Annotated in this window: 14 protein-coding genes; 9 read left to right on the forward strand and 5 right to left on the reverse strand. The window is 61.9% G+C overall.

The genetic code is table 11. The annotated features are described in order from the left end of the window. Positions 1 to 28 precede the first annotated feature (28 nt). A complete protein-coding gene (locus ACILSQ_RS15540) occupies positions 29 to 2,473 on the forward strand; it encodes a PPC domain-containing protein (protein WP_395744568.1) in 2,445 nt (814 codons plus the stop codon). Positions 2,474 to 2,883: 410 nt separating this feature from the next. Here the strand turns inward: ACILSQ_RS15540 and ACILSQ_RS15545 are convergent, their stop codons facing one another. The 3 genes from ACILSQ_RS15545 to ACILSQ_RS15555 all read right to left on the reverse strand — a co-directional run bounded on the left by ACILSQ_RS15545 (position 2,884) and on the right by ACILSQ_RS15555 (position 5,318). Continuing rightward, complete coding sequence (locus ACILSQ_RS15545) at positions 2,884 to 3,741, reverse strand: hypothetical protein (protein WP_395744569.1); 858 nt, start codon at positions 3,739 to 3,741, stop codon at positions 2,884 to 2,886. Positions 3,742 to 3,776: 35 nt separating this feature from the next. Then, on the reverse strand, positions 3,777 to 4,568 hold the full coding sequence (locus tag ACILSQ_RS15550) for a dienelactone hydrolase family protein (protein WP_395744570.1): 792 nt from the start codon (positions 4,566 to 4,568) through the stop codon (positions 3,777 to 3,779). Between the two features lie 72 nt (positions 4,569 to 4,640). After that, entirely contained in the window at positions 4,641 to 5,318 is a 678-nt protein-coding gene (locus ACILSQ_RS15555) for a DUF1080 domain-containing protein (protein WP_395744571.1), read from the reverse strand. A gap of 233 nt (positions 5,319 to 5,551) precedes the next feature. On the opposite strand from ACILSQ_RS15555, the gene ACILSQ_RS15560 reads away from it, so the two are divergent. The 8 genes from ACILSQ_RS15560 to ACILSQ_RS15595 all read left to right on the forward strand — a co-directional run bounded on the left by ACILSQ_RS15560 (position 5,552) and on the right by ACILSQ_RS15595 (position 16,345). Beyond that, on the forward strand, positions 5,552 to 9,838 hold the full coding sequence (locus ACILSQ_RS15560; RefSeq protein WP_395744572.1) for a PAS domain S-box protein: 4,287 nt from the start codon (positions 5,552 to 5,554) through the stop codon (positions 9,836 to 9,838). A gap of 130 nt (positions 9,839 to 9,968) precedes the next feature. Next, positions 9,969 to 11,648: a ribulokinase gene (locus ACILSQ_RS15565; protein ID WP_395744573.1), complete on the forward strand. Its 1,680-nt coding sequence runs from the start codon at positions 9,969 to 9,971 to the stop codon at positions 11,646 to 11,648. 43 nt (positions 11,649 to 11,691) lie between these two features. After that, positions 11,692 to 12,234, forward strand: a complete 543-nt coding sequence (locus ACILSQ_RS15570) for a hypothetical protein (protein ID WP_395744574.1) — start codon at positions 11,692 to 11,694, stop codon at positions 12,232 to 12,234. Further along, positions 12,231 to 12,803, forward strand: a complete 573-nt coding sequence (locus ACILSQ_RS15575; RefSeq protein ID WP_395744575.1) for a hypothetical protein — start codon at positions 12,231 to 12,233, stop codon at positions 12,801 to 12,803. Before ACILSQ_RS15570 ends, ACILSQ_RS15575 begins: the two co-directional genes overlap by 4 nt. Positions 12,804 to 12,818: 15 nt before the next feature. Further along, complete coding sequence (locus tag ACILSQ_RS15580; RefSeq protein ID WP_395744576.1) at positions 12,819 to 13,190, forward strand: hypothetical protein; 372 nt, start codon at positions 12,819 to 12,821, stop codon at positions 13,188 to 13,190. Positions 13,191 to 13,547: 357 nt separating this feature from the next. Then, positions 13,548 to 14,801 (forward strand): PQQ-binding-like beta-propeller repeat protein, encoded by a 1,254-nt coding sequence (locus ACILSQ_RS15585; RefSeq protein ID WP_395744577.1) that lies wholly within the window; start codon positions 13,548 to 13,550, stop codon positions 14,799 to 14,801. A 13-nt stretch (positions 14,802 to 14,814) separates the two neighbouring features. Then, entirely contained in the window at positions 14,815 to 15,276 is a 462-nt protein-coding gene (locus ACILSQ_RS15590; RefSeq protein ID WP_395744578.1) for a hypothetical protein, read from the forward strand. A gap of 91 nt (positions 15,277 to 15,367) precedes the next feature. Beyond that, a complete protein-coding gene (locus ACILSQ_RS15595) occupies positions 15,368 to 16,345 on the forward strand; it encodes an SMP-30/gluconolactonase/LRE family protein (protein WP_395744579.1) in 978 nt (325 codons plus the stop codon). 21 nt (positions 16,346 to 16,366) lie between these two features. On the opposite strand, the gene ACILSQ_RS15600 is transcribed toward ACILSQ_RS15595, so the two are convergent. Both ACILSQ_RS15600 and ACILSQ_RS15605 read right to left on the reverse strand, forming a co-directional pair. Further along, entirely contained in the window at positions 16,367 to 17,587 is a 1,221-nt protein-coding gene (locus ACILSQ_RS15600) for a M20/M25/M40 family metallo-hydrolase (RefSeq protein WP_395744580.1), read from the reverse strand. After that, the gene (locus ACILSQ_RS15605) at positions 17,584 to 18,567 is read right to left on the reverse strand and encodes an enolase C-terminal domain-like protein (RefSeq protein ID WP_395744581.1); all 984 of its coding nucleotides are present in this window, start codon (positions 18,565 to 18,567) and stop codon (positions 17,584 to 17,586) included. Before ACILSQ_RS15605 ends, ACILSQ_RS15600 begins: the two co-directional genes overlap by 4 nt. Between the last annotated feature and the right edge of the window lie 4 nt (positions 18,568 to 18,571).

Below are 18,571 nucleotides of genomic sequence, written 5' to 3' on the forward strand. Positions count from 1 at the left end.
GTATGCCTACCGACCCCTAAACATTGTCATGTCCTACCTCCGTCATTTGCTCCTCATTACCGCGGCGTGTGCCACCCATGCGTTTGCAGCGTACCCCACCTTTACCACGACCGTGCCAAACGGCGCCCAGCGTGGGACCGAGGTGAAGCTCACCGTCACGGGGACACAGCTTGCCGACTTTGAAAGCCTCATCTTCTTCTCCCCCGGCTTCACGCAGAAGAGCGTGGACAAGGTGGAGCCAAACAAGGTGCAGCTCACCATCGGCATCGCTCCGGATGTGCCACCGGGGAACCACCTGATGCGCATCCGTACGAAGACCGGTGTCTCCCACGCCCGGCAGTTCTTTGTGGGCATCTTCCCGAATGTGGAGGAGAAGGAGCCGAACAGCGACTTCGAGACCCCGCAGGTCATCCAGCTCAATCAAACCATCGAAGGCGTGGTGCAAAATGAGGACGTGGACTACTACCGCGTCAGCCTGAAAAAAGGCCAGCGCCTGTCTGTGGAAGTGGACGGCCTGCGTCTGGGCTACACCGTGTTTGACCCCTTCCTGGCGATCATCGACAAGGACCGCTTTGAAAAGGTGATCTCAGACGACACCATCCTGCACCGTCAGGACGGCTACTGCTCCTACGTGGCGGAAGAAGACGGCGACTACACGGTCATGATCCGCGAATCCTCCTACCGCGGCGGTGGGAATTCCTATTACCGCCTGCACGTGGGCAGCTTCCGCCGTCCGGACGTGGTGTTCCCCGCCGGTGGCAAGATCGGCTCCAAGACCAAGGTGCGTCTGATCGAACGTGACGGCTCCTTTGAAGAAGAGGTGCAGCTCCCCGCGGAAATCGACCCCGACTTCATGCTCTTCTCGAAGTCCCAGGAGCCCGCGCCCTCCGGCAATCCTTTCCGCCTGGTGAATTATGACAATGCACTGGAAGTGGAGCCCAATGAAGACCAGGCCACGGCCACCGCGGCCGCTGGCGCGCCGATCGCGCTGAACGGCATCATCGAAAAACCCGGAGACGTGGACTACTTCAAGGTGCCGCTGAAAAAGGGCATGACGCTGGAGGTGCAGGGCTTTGCGCAGAGCATCGGCTCGCCGCTGGACAGCGTGGTGAACATCTACAATGCCAAGGGCGGCGGCATGGGCGGCAACGATGACGGCGGCGGCCGCCGTCGTCTCGACAGCAAGTTCAAGGTCAACATTCCCGCCGACGGCGACTACTTCGTGCGTGTGGCGGACCACCTGGAACGCGGCGGCCCGAACTTTGTGTATCGTCTGGAACTCATCGCCGCGGAGCCGGATCTCTACTTTGCCTCGCCGCAGTACACGGTGAACGACAACAACTACCGCCAGTTCATTGCCGTGCCGAAAGGCGGGCGTTACGCCACGCTGGTGAACATCTCCCGCAACAACGTCTCCGGCGATTTCAAATTTGCGGTGCAGAACATGCCGCAGGGAGTGAAGCTGCTCACCGAGCTGGCGCCGAAGGACCTCGGCAGCGTGCCGCTGTTGTTTGAAGCCGCCCCGAATGCGCCTCTGGGCCACCAGGTGGTGCCGATCAATCTCGAGTCGGTGGATGCCAGCATCAAGACCCGCGGCAAGCTGCGCCAGGAATTCGACATCGTGCGCAACGGCAACGTGGTCTATTACACCCAGATCGAAGACCGCCTGCCGGTGGCCGTCGTGGAGGAGGCGCCCTACTCGCTGGAGATCGTCAAGCCCGCCGTGCCGCTGGTGAACAACGGCATTCTGGAGCTGAAGGTGGTCTCGAAGCGCAAGGAGGGCTTCAAGGCTCCGATCCGCGTGTTCATGATCTGGAAGCCGAACGGTGTCAGCTCCCTCGGTGAGCAGACCATTCCTGAAGGCCAGAACGAGTGCGTCTTCCAACTGGATGCCAACGCGGGCACGCCTGCCGGCTCCTGGAACTTCACGGTCATGGGCGAGGCCGATGCCGGCGGCGGCCGCATCTACAATGCTTCTCCCTTCACGGCGGTGGTCACGGCCCCCGCCTACATCACTGCGCCGGCCATTCCCCTGGTGGCGGTGGAGCAGGGGAAGGAAGCTGTGATGGTGGCCAAGCTGGAGCAGTTGCAGCCGTTTGAAGGCGAGGCCACTGCGCAGGTGCTTGGCGTGCCTGACACCATTCCGATCGAGCCGGCCAAGATCACCAAGGACACGAAGGAAGTGGCCTTCAAGGTGAAGACGAATGACAAGTCGCCCATCGGCAAGCAGGCGAATCTGTTTGTGCGCGTGGATGTGCCTGTGAAGGGCACGAATGCCACCACGATCCACCGCGTCGCCCTGGGTTCCATCCTGCGCATCGACGCACCGCGCAAGGTGGTGACGCCGCCGACGACTCCGGTGGTGGCCGCCAACAAGCCGAAGGAGGCGCCGAAGCCGGCCGCCGCGCCTGCGCCGAAGGTTCTCTCCCGTCTGGAGCAGCTCCGTCAGGAAGCGGCTGGCGCGAAGAAGTAAGGCCTGCCACGCGCCATCTAATACGGATCTGGATGTCAGGTGACAAAAGCTATCAAGCTATCGCGGAGCGATGCCAGCATGTAGCGAGGGGTTGAGCGAAGCGACACCCCTCGAGATACGAACCCACGTCTAAGCCAGCGAGGGGCGCATCACGGAGTGATGCCAGCACGCCTGCGACACGGCTCCGCAGAGGCTGTCATCGCTCCGCGATGCGACCTCGGTATCCGCAGCGCGAGCGCGAGTTGGAGGGCAAGGGAAAGTCGTCCTCTCGCTTCGCGGGAAAGATGGGCTTGCGCAGCCTGAAGAGGTTTGAGGACTGCGGGAGGGGGTGCGTACTGGCGGGGGCGCTGGGCTCATCTCGGCGGAGCGAGATGAGTACTTTGGAGGCGGCTTCGCCGCTGCGCTTGGCATTACTTCTTCGGATGCGGAAGGTCCCAGGCTTTCAGCCATTCCACTTTCGTGCGCTTGAAGCCTTTTTTGAGAAGGCGGGACTCCATGTCTCCGAGGTGGGCGGCGCCGTAGAAGATGGCCAGGTGCTTTTTGCCGGCGGCGATCTCTTTGTCCATCACCTGCAGCGCGACTTTGTTGCGCTCGCCCACGAGGACGGTGCCGTCGCCGGATTCCATGCCGGCCATGATGTCCTCCACGGCGTCGAACTCCTGGGCGATCATGCGCTTGAGCTCCGTGCTGTTGTCCTTCATGGTCAGAATCTTGAGCAGCATGACGAGGCCGGCGGCATCGGAATTGACGCCGTTCTTTTCATTGGCCTCCTTCTGCGCCTGGGCGGCCTTCAGGTAGAGGGTGAGAAAGCTCTCCTGCTTCTTCGTCTGAGTCTGGGTGAACTGCGACATGTCCATGTCCGCATGCACGAAGTTCTTTGCCTTGTAGTCGATGCCTTCGAGCTGGCCGTGCAGCTTGAGCGTGTCACGCATCATGGTCTGGAGCTGGCCCACCCACTGCAGCTTCTCCGCCTCCTTCTTGACCTCGGGCTTGTCCCGATCCTCAAAGGAAGGGCCGACGAGCTCATAGAGCACGGCGTCATAGCCTTTGAAGCGCAGGTTCAGGGCGTCAAAATACGCCTTGTCGGCGATGTGGATGGCGCCCACGAGGTCCACTTTGACCTTCTGCGGAGATTCGTAGCTGACCACGGCGGTCTGGAGGCTGTCGCCATCATCCTCCTCCACAAAGCGGATGAAATTGGTGGGCTCCTCCGCTGCCGAAAGCACGGCGAAGGCCAGTGTGGCTTGCAGCAGCAGAAATCGCTTCATGGGGAGGTGTTCGGGGATGGAGGCGCGCGCGCTGCTCAGCCCTCCGTTTTGAAAATGCGGTTGAAGAACGCCTTCATCTCCTCCCAGGAGGCCTTGTCAGCGGCTTCGTTGTAGGCGGCGCCCTTGCTGTTGTCATTGCCCGCGGCCTTCTGGGTGAAGCTGTGCACCGCGCCGGGGTAGCTCACCAGCTTGTAGTCCACCTTGGCGTCCTTCATTTCCTGCTCAAAGGCGGCGATGTCCTTGGCCGGAACGAAGGGGTCGTCAGCACCGTGGAGAATGAGGATCTTGCCCTTGATGTTTTTGCCGTCGGCGGGGGTGGGAGAGTCCAGGCCGCCATGGAAGCTGACCACGCCCTTGATCAGCGCGCCGCTGCGGGCCAGCTCGATGACGCCGGTGCCGCCAAAGCAGTAGCCGATGGCGGCCACCTTGGAGACATCTGTGTGCGGGTCCTTGTTCAGCACCTCAAGCGCGGAGAGCAGGCGCTCGCGGTACAGCTTGCGGTTCGCCTTGTATTTGCCGGCCTCCTTGCCTGCCTCGGGAGGCTGCGGGCGGATGCCTTTGCCGTAGATGTCGGCGGCGAAGACGTTGTAGCCGAGCTCCGCGAGCATGTGCGCGCGCATCTTCTCGTTGTCGCTGAGGCCGGTCCACTGGTGGACGATCAGGATGGACGGGAGCCTGCCGGTTTTGGCGGTATCGACGACATGGAGTCCTTCGCAGACCACGCCGCCGGACTTGTATTCGACAGGGGTTTCCTTGATCTCGGCCCGCAGCAGGCTTGTGGAAAGGAGAAGGGAGGAGATGAAAAGCAGAGTAGGGTTGGTTTTCATGAAGATGGGGTCAGTGTGGCGGAGGGAAGCGAATTTTCCAACTCGTTTCCCAGACGAACTCGAAAGATGATTCTACTTGAGTTCCTGGATGCGGATGTTTCTCCACATCACCTCTTTGCCCACGGCCTCCTTCTTTTTGCCGATGCCGTGCACCTGCAGGGCGATGACTCCCTCCGCGGTCATGTCATCCGTGAAGTCCGCGGCCGGGACGCCATTGAGGAAGGTCTTGATGCTGCTGCCGCGGCACTCGATGCGGGCCGTGTTCCACTCGCCCTGCTTGAAGGCTTTGCGGGCGGCCTCGTTGTTCTTCAGGTCAAAGAGCCAGCCGCGGCGGCCTTCGTCATAGACGCCGCCGCTGAAGGCGCGGGCGCTGGGGTCGATCTCGAACTGGTAGCCGAAGACGCGGTCAGCGGGGAATTTCCTCTTCTTTCCAGCGATCTCCACCTCGGTCTCCGCGGTGTAGTAGTTGCTGCGGAACTGGATGCCGGAGTTCATGGAAGGATCGACCTTGAACTCCACCTCCAGGATGAAATTGGAGTATTTTTTGGCCGTGCAGAGGAAGGAGTTGCCGGTGTCTGGCACCGTCTTGCCGATGATCGCTCCATTTTCCACGCGGTACTCGGCCTTGCCGCTGTGCTGCTCCCAGCCGGCGAGGGTTTTGCCGTCAAAGAGGGGGACGAAGGCGTCCTCTGCATGGAGGGCGGCGGTGAGAGAAACGAAAGTGACGAGGGAAAGCAGGCGGTTGGTCATAAGTGGGGTGGTAAACGAGGGGTGGGGCGGGGTCTTTCCGCCCATGTGCAATACCACGTGCCGTTCTTTCCGAAGAACAGGCAGAGGATTAACGGAGAACAATTTAAGCTCGCATTTATTTGATGATGGAGTGGGGACGGCCGGATATTTATAGGAACTAATCATATATACCAACCCATGGTGGACGGTGGCGGTGAGATGCAGCTCAGGCCATCAGCTGCCACCGCACACTGATGAAACGCCCCCCCAGGAACCGACCCCTCAACGCCTCCCTGCAGATACGGCTGGCGAGCATCGCGATCCTGGGGCTTCTGGCGGGTCTGTCAGCGATGGCCTACTTCAGCGGCCGGCAGGTGGAGAACGACAGCAACCTCATCTCCCAGGATGCGGTGCCCGGCACCATCCACGCGCATGCCATGCGGATGGCCATCTCCCGCAGCATGAGACAGGTGCTGGTGGCGGCCTCGGCGCAGACAGGCGAGGCCCGCGAAAGAAACCTGAAAAATGTGAATGAGGCGGACCTCGCCTTTGCGGAAGAACTCAAGAACTATCAAGCCACCATCAAGCTGAATCCAAATGAAGACCGGGCGCTGGTGGAGCAGGTGAGAGTGCGGGCCGAGTTTTTTTTCGCGAAGCGGCAAGCTTATGAGAAGCTGATTTCAGCCGGCGACCGGGCGGGGAGCGCCGCTTTTCTCGGGAGCGAGCTGCTTCCGGCCTTTCTGCCGGCGGTGGAGGCGGCCGAGGACCTGATCAAATACAACCACGCCAACAGCATCCGTTTCTCTAATTCAATCCGCCGCAGCATCAGCCATTTGTACTGGACTGTGGCAGTGGTGATGGTCCTGGCGGTTTCGTTTGCGACGATGCTGGGCGTCAACATGTCCGTCCGGCGTCGGGAGCTGAAGCAAATGCAGGAGAATGCGGAGAAGTTTTCCAAGGCATTCAAATCCAATCCGAGCGGAGTCGCCATCACGGAACTCGAGACGGGGCGGTTCATTGAAGTCAATGACAGCTACTGCCGGATCATCGGCTTCCCCCCGCAGGAGGTGATTGGTCATAGCTCGCTTGAGCTGGGCATCTGGGAGAACCCGGCTGAACGCAGCCAGAAGTTCAGGCCGCTGTATGCCGGCGGCTCCCTGCGTGACATGGAGATGAATGCCATCATGCGGGATGGCAGCCGCAAGGCGGTGAATGTGAACGCGGAACCCATCGAGCTAGAGGGGAAGAAATGCGTGATCTCATCGGTGGTGGATGTGACTGAGCGCAAGGAGCTGCAGCGCAAGCAGGCGGAGCTGGCGGCCATTGTGGAATGCTCCGAGGACGCGATCATTGGCAAGACGCTGGATGGAATGATCACGAGCTGGAACCATGGCGCAGAGCAGATTTTTGGCTACACGGCGGAGGAGGCGATCGGGCAGACGCTGCTGATCCTTTTCCCGCCTGAGCTGCGGCAGGAAGAGGAGGAGATTCTGACCAGGATCTTGGGTGGTGAGACGGTGAAGCATTTTGAAACTGTGCGCGTCTGCAAAGACGGACGGAGGATTTTTATCTCGGCGACGATTTCGCCGCTGAGGGATGGCGAGGGGAAGGTGACGGGGGCGTCAAAGATCGCGCGGGACATCACGGCGCAGAAGCAGGCGGACGAGGCGCTGCGGGAGAGTGAGACGCGCATCCGCAGCCTGGGAGACAACCTGCCGGGAGGCATGATGTACCAGCTGGACATGGGGAGAGAGGGGCAGGAGAGGCGCTTTACCTACGTCAGCGCCGGGGTGGAAAAGCTGCATGAAGTGAAGGCCGGGGAGGTGCTGAAGGATGCGCAGCTGGTTTACCAGCAGGTGGCCGGGGAGGACCGGGCGCTGGTGGTGGCGCGGGAGGCCGCCGCGCTGGCCGGCATGCAGCCTTTCATGGCGGAGGTGCGGATGCGCCTGCCCTCCGGGGCGGTGCGCTGGAGGCTCTTCAGCTCCGCCCCACGCCGCGCGGCCAACGGGCATGTGCTGTGGGACGGGATCGAGCTGGACATCACGGCCCAGAAGGAGGCGGAGGAGATCCTGCGGCACAAGCAGGTGCAGCTGATGCAGGCGATGGAGGTGGCGAAGCTGGCGCACTGGGAGTTTGACGTGGTGAAAAACATCGTGACCGCGGAGGAATATCTCTTCCAGATGATGGGAACGTCTTCCGAGAAGGAGGGCAGCCGCTCCCTGCCGCCGGAGGAGTACATCCGCCGGTTTGTGCATCCTGAGGATGCCGGGATCGTCGCGGGCGAGGTGGCGGGCGGAGTCGCGGCCACCGACCCGGATTTTGCACGGCAGTTTGAGCACCGGATCATCCGCCCGGACGGCGTGGAGCGTGCCATGCTGGTGCGCTGCCGGATCCTCATGGACGAAGGCGGGAGGACTGGTAAAATCCTCGGGACGACGCAGGACATCACCGAGCAGAAGCAGGCGGAGCTGAGGATCCGGCAGTTGAACCGGATCTACGCAGTGCTGAGCGCGATCAACAAAGCCATCGTGCATGAGAAGGACCCGCAGGTGATGCTGACCAAGGCCTGCCAGATCGCGGTGGAGACGGGGGGCTTCCGCATGGCGTGGGTGGGCCTGCACGACAGCGCCGCGAACACGGTGAAACCTGTGGCCGCGGCCGGCGCCGTGGATGGGTGTCTGGACCGGATCAACATCGACCTGAGTGACCAGGAACGAAGCAGCGGGCCCACGGGGAGGTGTTTCACCTCCGGGGAGCATTCGGTCTGCAATGACATCGACCGGGATGCCTGCGTGGGGCCGTGGCGTGACGAGATGCTGAAGCGCGGCTACCGCTCGTCTGCCAGCTTTCCGCTGAAGACCGGCGGGAAGGTGCAGGGAGTCTTCACGCTCTGCTCAGATGTGGCCGCGTTTTTCAACGAGGAAGAAATGCTGCTGCTGGACGAGCTGGCCATGGACATCAGTTTTGCCCTCGAGGTGGGGGAGAGCGAGGTCCGGCGACGGCAGGCGGAGCAGGAGCTGCGCTGGCGCACGGCCTTCTTTGAGGCGCAGGTGCATTCCGCCATCGACGGCATTCTGGTGCTGGACAGCACGGGCAGAAAGCTGCTGCAGAACCGGCGGATGAACGAGCTGTGGAAAATTCCGCCGTACATCGCCGATGATCCTGATGACGCGCCGCAGTTTCAATATGTGCTGGGGCGGGTGAAGGAGCCGGAGTACTTTGTGCAGAAAACGGCGCACCTGAACGCCAACCCTGACGAGTCCAGCAGCGATGTGATCGAACTGGTGGACGGCACCATCCTGGAGCGGTACTCAGCGCCGGTGCGGGGGCGGGACGGCACGTACTACGGACGTGTGTGGACATTTCATGACATCACCGCACGCAAGAAGCTGGAGAAACAGTTCCTCCGGGCGCAGCGCATGGAGAGCATCGGCACTCTCGCCAGCGGCGTGGCGCATGATCTGAACAACATCCTCACCCCCATCATGATGTCCGTGGCGGTCCTGCGCATGGGGCTGCCTGAAGACAAGCGTGCGAGCCTGTGCGACACCATTGAAATGAGCGCGCAGCGCGGCGCGCAGATCATCAAGCAGGTGCTCACCTTTGGGCGTGGATACGAAGGGGAAAAGCAGCCGCTGATGGTGGGGCAGCTGATCCACGAGATCGAACAGATGATCCGCAGCACCTTTCCCAAAAACATCCGGGTCGAAACCGAGATGGAGCCCACCCTGCGGCTGGTGCTGGGAGACGCGACTCAAATGCACCAGGTGCTGCTGAATCTGTGCGTGAATGCACGCGACGCCATGCCGAATGGTGGCAGGCTGATGCTGAGCGCGGCCAATCTCGACATCGACGTCAGCTACGCGAGCATGGTGCCGGAGGTCTCCCCCGGAGCCTATGTCCTGATCAAGGTGGCCGATACCGGCACCGGCATTCCCCCGGAAATTCTGGAGCGGATCTTTGACCCGTTTTTCACCACCAAAGGAGTGGGCAAGGGGACAGGCCTTGGCCTCTCGACCGTGCACGGCATCGTCAAAAGCCACGGCGGCATTCTGAAGGTGGAGAGCAAGCCCGGAGCGGGGACAACCTTCCACGTCTATCTCCCGGCTGCCGTGGAGCAGGAGGGGGGCGCGGATGCAGAAGGTGCCGCGGCGCCGCCAGCCGGCCAGGGAGAGCTGGTGCTGGTGGTGGATGATGAGCCCGCGATCACGAGTGCGGCACGCTCGGTGCTGGAGGCCAACGGCTACCACGTGCTGCTGGCCGGCGATGGAATCGAGGCGATCGAGATCTTCTCCAACAACATGAAGGAAATCGCGGTGGTGCTCACGGATGTGATGATGCCGGTGATGGATGGCGTGCTGTTTGTGAGAACACTGCGGAAGCTGAGCACGAAGGTGCTGGTGATCGGATCGACCGGCGTGGCGGAGAAGGAGCATCTGGAGCAGTTGAGCGCGCTGGGCGTGGAGCATGTGCTGCTCAAGCCGTACAATGCCGCGACGCTGCTGCGCACGATTCACGGAGTGCTGCACCCGGCTGCGTAGGAGACGAAGGGGGGGCTCGGCGGGATCAAGAAAAGGCACGTGGCGGTCACAAAGCTTGTCCGGTTTTGGCTCGCACTGCGGGATGAACCCGCTACAAGATCGGCAACCAGCCCCCTATTTTCCCCAACCCATGAAGCGCTACTCCCTCGGAATCGACTACGGCACGAACTCCTGCCGCTCTTTGCTCATCGACCTCGACAACGGTGCGGAGGTGGGCTCCATGGTTTTCAATTATCCGAGCGGGGAAATGGGCATCCTGCTGGATGCGAAGAACCCGCATGTGGCGCGGCAGAATCCGCAGGACTATCTGGACGGGCTGGAGACGGTGACGCGGGGTGCTTTGCAGCAGGCGCGGGAGAAGGTGGCGGGCTTTGATGCGGCGCAGGTGGTGGGCATCGGCATCGACACGACGGGGAGCACGCCGATCCCGGTGAACAAGGAAGGCACGCCACTGGGGCTGCTGCCGGAGTTTAAGAACAACCTGAACGCGATGGTGTGGCTGTGGAAGGACCACACGGGCTACGCGGAGGCGGCAGAGATTACCAAGCTGGCGCATGAGATGCGGCCCAACATCATTGCCAAATGCGGGGGCATCTACTCCAGCGAGTGGTGGTGGAGCAAGATCCTGCGCCTGCGCCGTGCGGACCCGGCGGTGTTTGCGGCGGCGTACAGTTTTGTGGAGCACTGCGACTGGATCCCTGCGGTGCTGACGGGGAACACGGACCCGCTGACGCTGAAGCGCGGGGTGTGCAGCGCGGGGCACAAGGCGATGTACAGCGCCGAGTGGGGCGGGCTGCCGGACAAGGAATTTCTGGCGAAGCTGGACCCGGCGCTGGCGGACCTGCGCGACCGGCTGTACTCCACGGCGCACTCGGCGGATGTAAAGGCGGGAGATCTGTGTGCGGAGTGGGCCAAGAGGCTGGGGCTGAAGGAAGGCATCGCCGTGAGTGTGGGCGCTTTTGACGCGCACATGGGTGCGGTGGGCGCGGGGATCAAGGAGGGGACGCTGGTGAAGATTCTCGGCACGAGTACGTGCGACCTCATGATCGCGCCGACGAGCAAGCCGCTGGCGGATGTGCCCGGCGTGTGCGGCATTGTGAATGGATCGGTGCTGCCGGGCTATTACGGGATCGAGGCGGGGCAGAGCGCGGTGGGGGACATCTTCCTGTGGTTTGTGAATCACCTGGTGCCAGACAGCTATGGCGCGACGGTGGGAGAAAAGTTTGTGAACATGGAGAAGGCCATGGCGGGCAGGAAGCCCGGGGCTACGGGCCTGCTGGCGCTGGACTGGAACAACGGCAACCGCACGATCCTGGTGGATGTGCGTCTGACGGGCCTGCTGCTGGGCCAGACGCTGCACACGGAGGCGCATGAGATCTACCGCGCGTACATTGAGGCGACGGCCTTTGGCGCGCTGACGATCATCAAGCGCGTGGAGGAATACGGCGTGAAGGTGGAGGAGGTGATCAACACGGGCGGCCTGTCCATCAAGAACGCGACGCTGATGCAGTGCTACGCGGACATCATCGGGAAGCCGATGAAGGTGAGCCAGAGCGAGCAGACCTGCGCGCTGGGCGCGGCGATCTTCGGCGCCGCCGCCGCTGGCGTGGACGAAGTGGGCGCGCTGCAGGCGAAGGTGACGGCCACGCGTGAGAAGGTGTATTACCCCATCCCGGAAAACCAGGCGGTGTATGCCGAGCTGTATGCGCTGTACCGCACGCTGCACGATGCCTTTGGCACGGCGGAGTGGAGCGGGAAGCTGGGGCATGTGATGAAGGAGCTGCTGGATATCCGGGCGAGGCAGAGCTGAAGGGGGGGCTTGTTTTTGAACCGGACCAGGCTACTCTTCCTCTGTGGAAACGGAAACCCTGGCCCGCAAACTCGGCACCACGACACACCTTTCCCCGCTGCTGATGAAGGCGCGGAGGCTGGGGCTGCGTGTGCCGGAGGATCTGCGCACGCTGGCTGTGCAGAGGGGGTGCCGTCATTACTGGCAGGGAAATGAGCCTGCAGGTGAGCTCATTCCGCTTGAGGCATTTTCAAATGAAGAGCTTGCTGTGGCGTTGCTTTCGGTCGCGCAAGTTTATGACCCTTATTCAATTCGCTGCGGAGCTGCCATGCTCGGAGCGGATGGTAATGATCCGAAGGTGCTGGCGCGGCTTGCCGTTTGGGAACGCAGCGAGATGGTCGTCGCCTATGTGGCTGCATGCGGACAGAAATACGAGCCGGACAATTCATTCTGGACTGAGCTGCTGGCGCTGCTGCCGGCGACGCCCGAGCCAAAAGATGGCGTGATGCCTCATCCTACCCGCTTCGTGGCGATGAATGGCTATGAGCGGCATGTGGGGCGGAAAACCACTTTCGAATGGCAGAGGCCACGGCGTTTTGCTGCATGACCAATGCCGAGATCATCGCCTCCACGCTGGATGGTTTGCTCGACCATGAGGTTTCCTTGGTTGCTTATGGACGTGCTTCCATTGCGCTTGGTTTCGAAGGTGTGCCAGAAGCCATAGGGCATTCATTGGATATGGATGTGATTCTACGCTTTTCCAAGTCCGCTGAGCTTGATGCAGATGACCAGTTTTGGGAGGCCCAAGCTCAGGTGAATGCCATTCTGGAAAAGCAGGGTCTTTACATGACACACCTCTTTCAAGAGGATCAGGTCTTTCTCCGGCCGGACTGGGAGAGTTTTATTGTTCCGGTGCTGAGGCCAGCGACGCGATTCTTGAAGCTGTTTCGTCCGCACACCATCGATCTGATTCTGACCAAGATGATGCGGGGCAATGATCCGCAGGACATGCAGGATGTGGAGTTTCTGATCCGTCACGATGACATCACGCGAGAGCAGATGGAGCCTGCTTTTCGTGATGTGAGGATGCCGGATATTCAGGAGCTGCGTGATGCCTTTGAGCGTGCGCTGCCGGTGGTGAGGAAACTGCTGGATATCCGGGCGAGGCAGAGCTGAGGAATGATGTGACGCATGAATGGGCTGATCGCCAAAACACCTTTGCCCGTGCCGCTCAGTGCTTTGCTGGGTGCGGGGGTGCTGGTGTATGGAGGGTGGGTTTTGTACTCGGTTTTCACCCAGTGGGAAAGGTTTCGGAGACGGCACCCGTCGCTGTCGCGCTGGGGCAGGGGCTCTTTTGGTTTTCCTGCCAGTCGAGTCGGTGTCTTGTATGGTACGCTGACGTGCATGCTTTTGGGGTTGATGCTGATTTCACGCGTGGTGGAATGGAGCATCCCGGCGGAATGGCGCAGGTATCTGGCCATTGGGATTCTCTGCTGGATCGCGCTTATTCCGTTTGTCGCTCTTCGTGATTATTTTCTGCATCGTGCCAGCAGGCGGAAGTGAACAGGTGGTGTGGAAGTGGTTTTGGTGAGGATGGGAGGGCGGGGAAGGCTAACGTGAATGTTTGTTTTACAGGTGGGGGCATTGGGGGGCGCCGGAGGGGCGGTGGTGTTTGTGAGCCATGGTGCTTTCGGAAGGCGGTAGCTGCGATGCAGGCCTGCGCCTTGCATCAGCGCGACCGCACTCCAAATGGGCGGCTGAGCGTGTGGGGGGCGATGGACGTTCGATTTGCAGGCAGGAGTGCCTGCATCACTTCATGGGGCATTGGCGCAAGCTCGGCTCGATTGGTGGCGTTTGGGTCTGCGTATGATTTCCCTCCGCGCGCTTGCTGCTTTTTCCCTGGTTATTGCTCCCTCTCTCATGCTGGCTGAAGACTGGCCGCAGTGGCGTGGGCCGAGGCTGGACGGGACTTCGAAGGACACGGGGTTTCCGATTTCCGCGGACGGCAGCGTGACGTGGAAGGTGGAACTGCCGGGGAGCGGACATGCGTCCCCTATCGTATGGCAGGACCGGGTGTTTGTGGTGGCGGCGCTGCCGGAGAATGAGGCGCGGGTGCTGCTGTGCCTGGACCGAAATTCTGGGAAGCAGCTCTGGCAGTCCACGGTGCTGAAGGCGCCGACGGAGGGGACGCACAAGCTGAACTCGCTGGCTTCCAGCACACCGGCGACGGATGGCGAGCGGGTGTTTACGGCTTTCCTCGACAACACGGAGACGGAGGCCACGCGTGCGGCGAATGCAGGGCGTGAGATCCCCAAGGGCGAGGTGCCGAAGGGGACGGTGGTGGTGTCCGCGCATGATTTCAGCGGCAAGCAGGTGTGGCAGGTGCGGCCGGGGCTTTTTTCCAGCAAGCATGGGTTCTGCTCCAGCCCAATTTTGTTTGAGGACAAGGTGATCGTGAACTGTGACCACGATGGTGACGGATACATCGTGGCGCTGGCGCGGACGGATGGCAGGGAGCTGTGGCGGATCGCACGCCCCAACAACACCCGCAGCTACTGCGTGCCGCTGATCCGAGACATCGGCGGACGCACGCAGATGGTGCTCTCCGGTACGATGTGTGTGGCCAGCTATGACCCGCGCACGGGCAAGCAGCTCTGGATCATGGACGGGCCGACAGAGCAGTTTGTGGCGTCGATTGTGTACAGCGAGCAGAGCGGCCTGCTGTACATGACGGGCGGGTTTCCTGAGCACCACCTGCTGGCGATCAAGCCGGACGGCAGCGGCAACGTGACGAACACGCACATTGTGTGGCGCACGAACAAGGGGGTGTCTTATGTGCCGTCCCCGATCATCGAGGGCAGCCATCTGCTGAATGTGTCGGACTCGGGCGTGGCGCACTGCTTTGATGCGAAGTCCGGCGAGATCGAATGGGAGGAGCGCATGCGCGAGCACCATGCCTCCCTGAGCAGCGCGGAGGGGCGTGTGTATTTCATCAACGACTTCGGGGTCGTCCGCGTGGTGCAGCCGGAGAAGAGCTACAAGCTGCTGGCTGAGAGCGAGCTGAAGGAAAAGGTCTTCGCCACGCCTGCGCTCAGCGAAGGGCAGATCTTCATCCGCGGTAACAAAAGCCTCATCTGCCTCGGCAAGCGCAGCGCGAAGACGGCGGCAAGGTAACTTTGCTTGCGGCATGAAATTTTTCATCGTGCTTTTCCTCGCAGCGCTTGCACACAGCGCGTGGGCTGCGGAGCCTCTGCCGGGGAAGCAGGTGATTGAGAGAGTGGATCGTCTGATGAGGTCGCTGCCGAGGCTCAGCGGTGAGGCTAGGAAACAAGCCATCTCCGACCTTTATGACATAGAGAAGTCAAAGGAACCGGGGGAGGCGGATGCCGTTTTGTATTTCGGTTACGATGTGACCCAGAATGTTGACGGCACGAGGACCTTGACACCGAAGCCGGATCGCAATGAGGTTCTCAGCAAAGCGATTCCTGCTCTGATTTCAGCCATCGATGATGCCGAGGGAGTCAATAACAAGGCCTGGTGGATTTTGATCTTTTTACAGACCGACTGCCCGCCACCCCAGCGGGCGGTCTGGGAAGCGTGGTGGAAAAAAGCAGGCCCCACGCTGTTTGCCACGAAGCCTGATCGGTGAAGGTGCTTCCTTTCTTCGCCGTGGTGGATGAAAGTCAGAAATGTTTCCGGGGTGCAACTTCGTTTAGATGACACTTCATCCCCACCCAGCCATGATTCATCGCTCCCTTTTTCTTCTGCTCGCCACGTCCTTTGCTGCGTCTGCCGCCGAGCCCGTTCCTGAATTCCACGGCTCCATTGAGCGGCTCGATCCGGCGCTGGACGCCTTGATTGCGCCGGATGCCAAAATTGAAAAGCTTGCGTCGGGTTTCAACTGGTCCGAGGGGCCGGTGTGGAAGGATGGGGGGATCGTGTTTTCCGATGTGCCGGAGAACACGGTGTTTGGCTGGAAGGAAGGAGACACCGCCGCGAAGGTGGTGCTCAAACCCAGCGGCAGCCTCAGCGGCGACGGCCAGGGTTCCAACGGCCTGCAGGTGGATGCGAAGGGGAATCTGATCCTGTGCCAGCATGGGGAGCGCCGCATCGCGCGGCTGGAGAAGGACGGCAGCTTCACTTCGCTGGCGGACAAGTATGAAGGCAAGCGCTTCAACAGCCCGAACGATCTGGTGATCGCAAAGAGCGGCACGATCTTCTTCACGGATCCACCTTATGGACTGAAGAAAGGTGAGACGCCGGAACTGCCGCAGCACGGGGTGTATTCGGTGGCGCCTGATGGCAAGGTCTCGCTGGTGATTGCAGACCTGCGTTTTCCGAATGGCATTGCTTTGAGCCCGGACCAAAAGACGCTCTACATCGCGGTGTCAGATCCGAAGGACACCCGCGTGATGGCCTATGACTTGCAGGACGACGGCACCGCCAAAAACGGCCGTGTCTTCTTCAATGCCCAGCCTCTGAAGAGCGCCGAGCGCAAAGGCGGATGCGATGGGATGAAGGTGGACTCGCAGGGGAACGTGTGGACCACCGGCCCGGGGGGCGTGCTGATCCTCAGCAAGGAGGGCAAGCATCTGGGCAGCATCCTCACGGGGCAGGCGACGGCGAACTGCGCGTTTGGCGGGGCCGACCGCAGCACTTTGTACATCACCGCGGACATGTTTTTGCTGCGGGTGAAGACGCTGGTGAAGGGGCAGTGACCTCCCGTTCTTGAGACGGGGTCAGGAGCCCCCGTCGCCTTGGGCCAGCTTTACTAACGCGAGGGCGTTCATGACGGCTTTTGGGACGAACGAGGCCGGCTCCACGTATTCGGGGAGCTTGCTGCCGTCAGCGGTGCGTTCGGAGCAGTGGGCGTTGTTGCCGTAGGGGCCGAGGCCGTCCAGCGTGGGGGCGAGACGCCAGAGGTGGTTGGCATCGCTCAGACCACCGCGTGGCACGGAGAGGGCGGTGAGATTCATCATGGCGGCGGCTTCGCGCCAGAGGTGGAAGAGGGAGGCAGAATTCGCCCCACCGGGCCAGGCATCGGTGTGGCCGGTGCATTCAGCCCTGAGCTTCGCGCCGTTGGCGGCGGTGCCGCTGAGCGAGGCAAAGAAGTCATCGGCCTGCTGCAGCGGAGCGGGATCGCTGGCGCGGCATTCCCACTCGGCCAGCGCTTCATGGGGGACGCGATTGACGACGGTGCCGCCTTGAACGAGGCCGATGTTGACGGTGCGGTCCAGAGCAGCGTTGGTGAGTGCGGCGATGTCTGGCAGCACGCGGGCGAGGGCATCGATGGCATTGATGCCTTCATGATGCTTGCTTCCGGCGTGCGCGGCCCTGCCCTCAGCGCTGAGGCGCCAGGTGCTGCGGCCTTTGCGTGAGGTGACGATGTGCCAGCCCTGGGCATCGACGGGGCCGCCTTCAAAGACGAGCACGGCGCGCGCTTTGCCACCGCAGCGGCTGGAGGTCACGCGGCCGAAGTCGTCGCCGGTGATTTCCTCGGCGGCGTTGGCGGCCACGATCCAGTGTGTGCGTTCGAAGACGTCAGGCGCCACATCGCGCAGCATGTGCAGGATGAGCCAGATCAAGGCGGTGCCGCCTTTGTTGTCCACCGTGCCGGGGCCATAGATGCGACCTTCCTCGGGGCGTTCGTCCCACTTGAAGTTGTTCTGCTTCTCCTCCTCGGGGGGAAACACGGTGTCTGAATGCGTGACGAGCACGATGGGATCGCCACCCTGGCCTCGACGCGTGAGAAAGAGGTGATGGCCTGTGCCGGGCGTGACGCAGGGAACCAGCTCCGCTTCAAAGCCCAGGGGCTCGAATGCGGCCGCGGTGACTCGTGCGACTTCATCCACGCCGGCGGCGTTGGCGGTGAAGCTGTTGATGGCGACGAGGCGGCGCAGAAGGCCGAGTGCGGCCGGGAGGTGCTGCTCCGCGGCAGATTGGAAAAGAGAAGCATTCATCGGGGTATGGCACCGATGCCAGGGCGGTCTGGCATCGTGAGCTGGCCGGCCTCATCATACGCGATGCCGGTGAAGTCGTCATTGGCGACGTAGAAGTGCCCGTCGAGGTCGATCCAGTCCACCCAGGGGGCGAGATGCGCCGCCGCCGTGGTGCCGAGGCTGGTTTCGATCATGCAGCCGAGCAGGGTTTGCAGCCTGTTTTCGCGTGCGGCTGTGATCATGGCCACGGCAGCATCCAGACTGCCGCACTTGAGCAGCTTGATGTTCACTCCATCGACGAAATCGGCGAGTGCGGCGACATCCTCCGGCGTGTGGACGCTTTCATCGGCGAAGATGGGCGGGGCGTTCCCAGGCAGCAGGGCCCGCAGTTCCTCCCAGCCTTCGACTCCGAGGCGATGGTGGATGGGCTGCTCGATGAGGGCGGGGCTGTACTCAGCGACTTTTTCGATCATGAGCGGCGCTTCCGCCATGTCCCAGCCGCCGTTCACATCCAGCAGGAGCTGTGCGTCCGGCGCGGCCATGCGTGCGACGGAAACGGTGGCAATGTCCAGCCCCAGGTCCCCGGAGCCGAGCTTCAGCTTGAGGACGGAAAACTGCCGGGAGATTTCGCGCACCTTGTCCGCGAAGACATCGAGGTCGGTGGGAATGCTGAAGGAGCGGCAGCCGGCAGGAGTGGCATCCGCGGGCGGCCCCAGGCGGGAGCGTGCGAAGGCGGACAGCGGCCTGCCCGTCTGGTGGCCAATGATGTCATGGCGCAGGAGGTTCAGCGCGAGGGCGGCGGTGCGCGGGAGCTGCTGCGGCAGAACGGCTTGATTCACCACAGCGAGCGTCTGCGCCGGATCTTCGCCGTAATAGGGGACAAAGGGCGCCTCCGTCATCAGCTCCGTGTTGGACACACGCAGCACCTGACGCGTGGCGGAGGTGCCATGGGCAATGCGGAAGGGCTCCACCAGATGGAGGGTTTTGATCTCGAAGTGCAATGCG

Origin of the sequence: Prosthecobacter sp. (genome assembly GCF_044227185.1) — a bacterium.
In the GTDB taxonomy this organism is placed as follows: Bacteria; Verrucomicrobiota; Verrucomicrobiia; order Verrucomicrobiales; family Verrucomicrobiaceae; genus Prosthecobacter.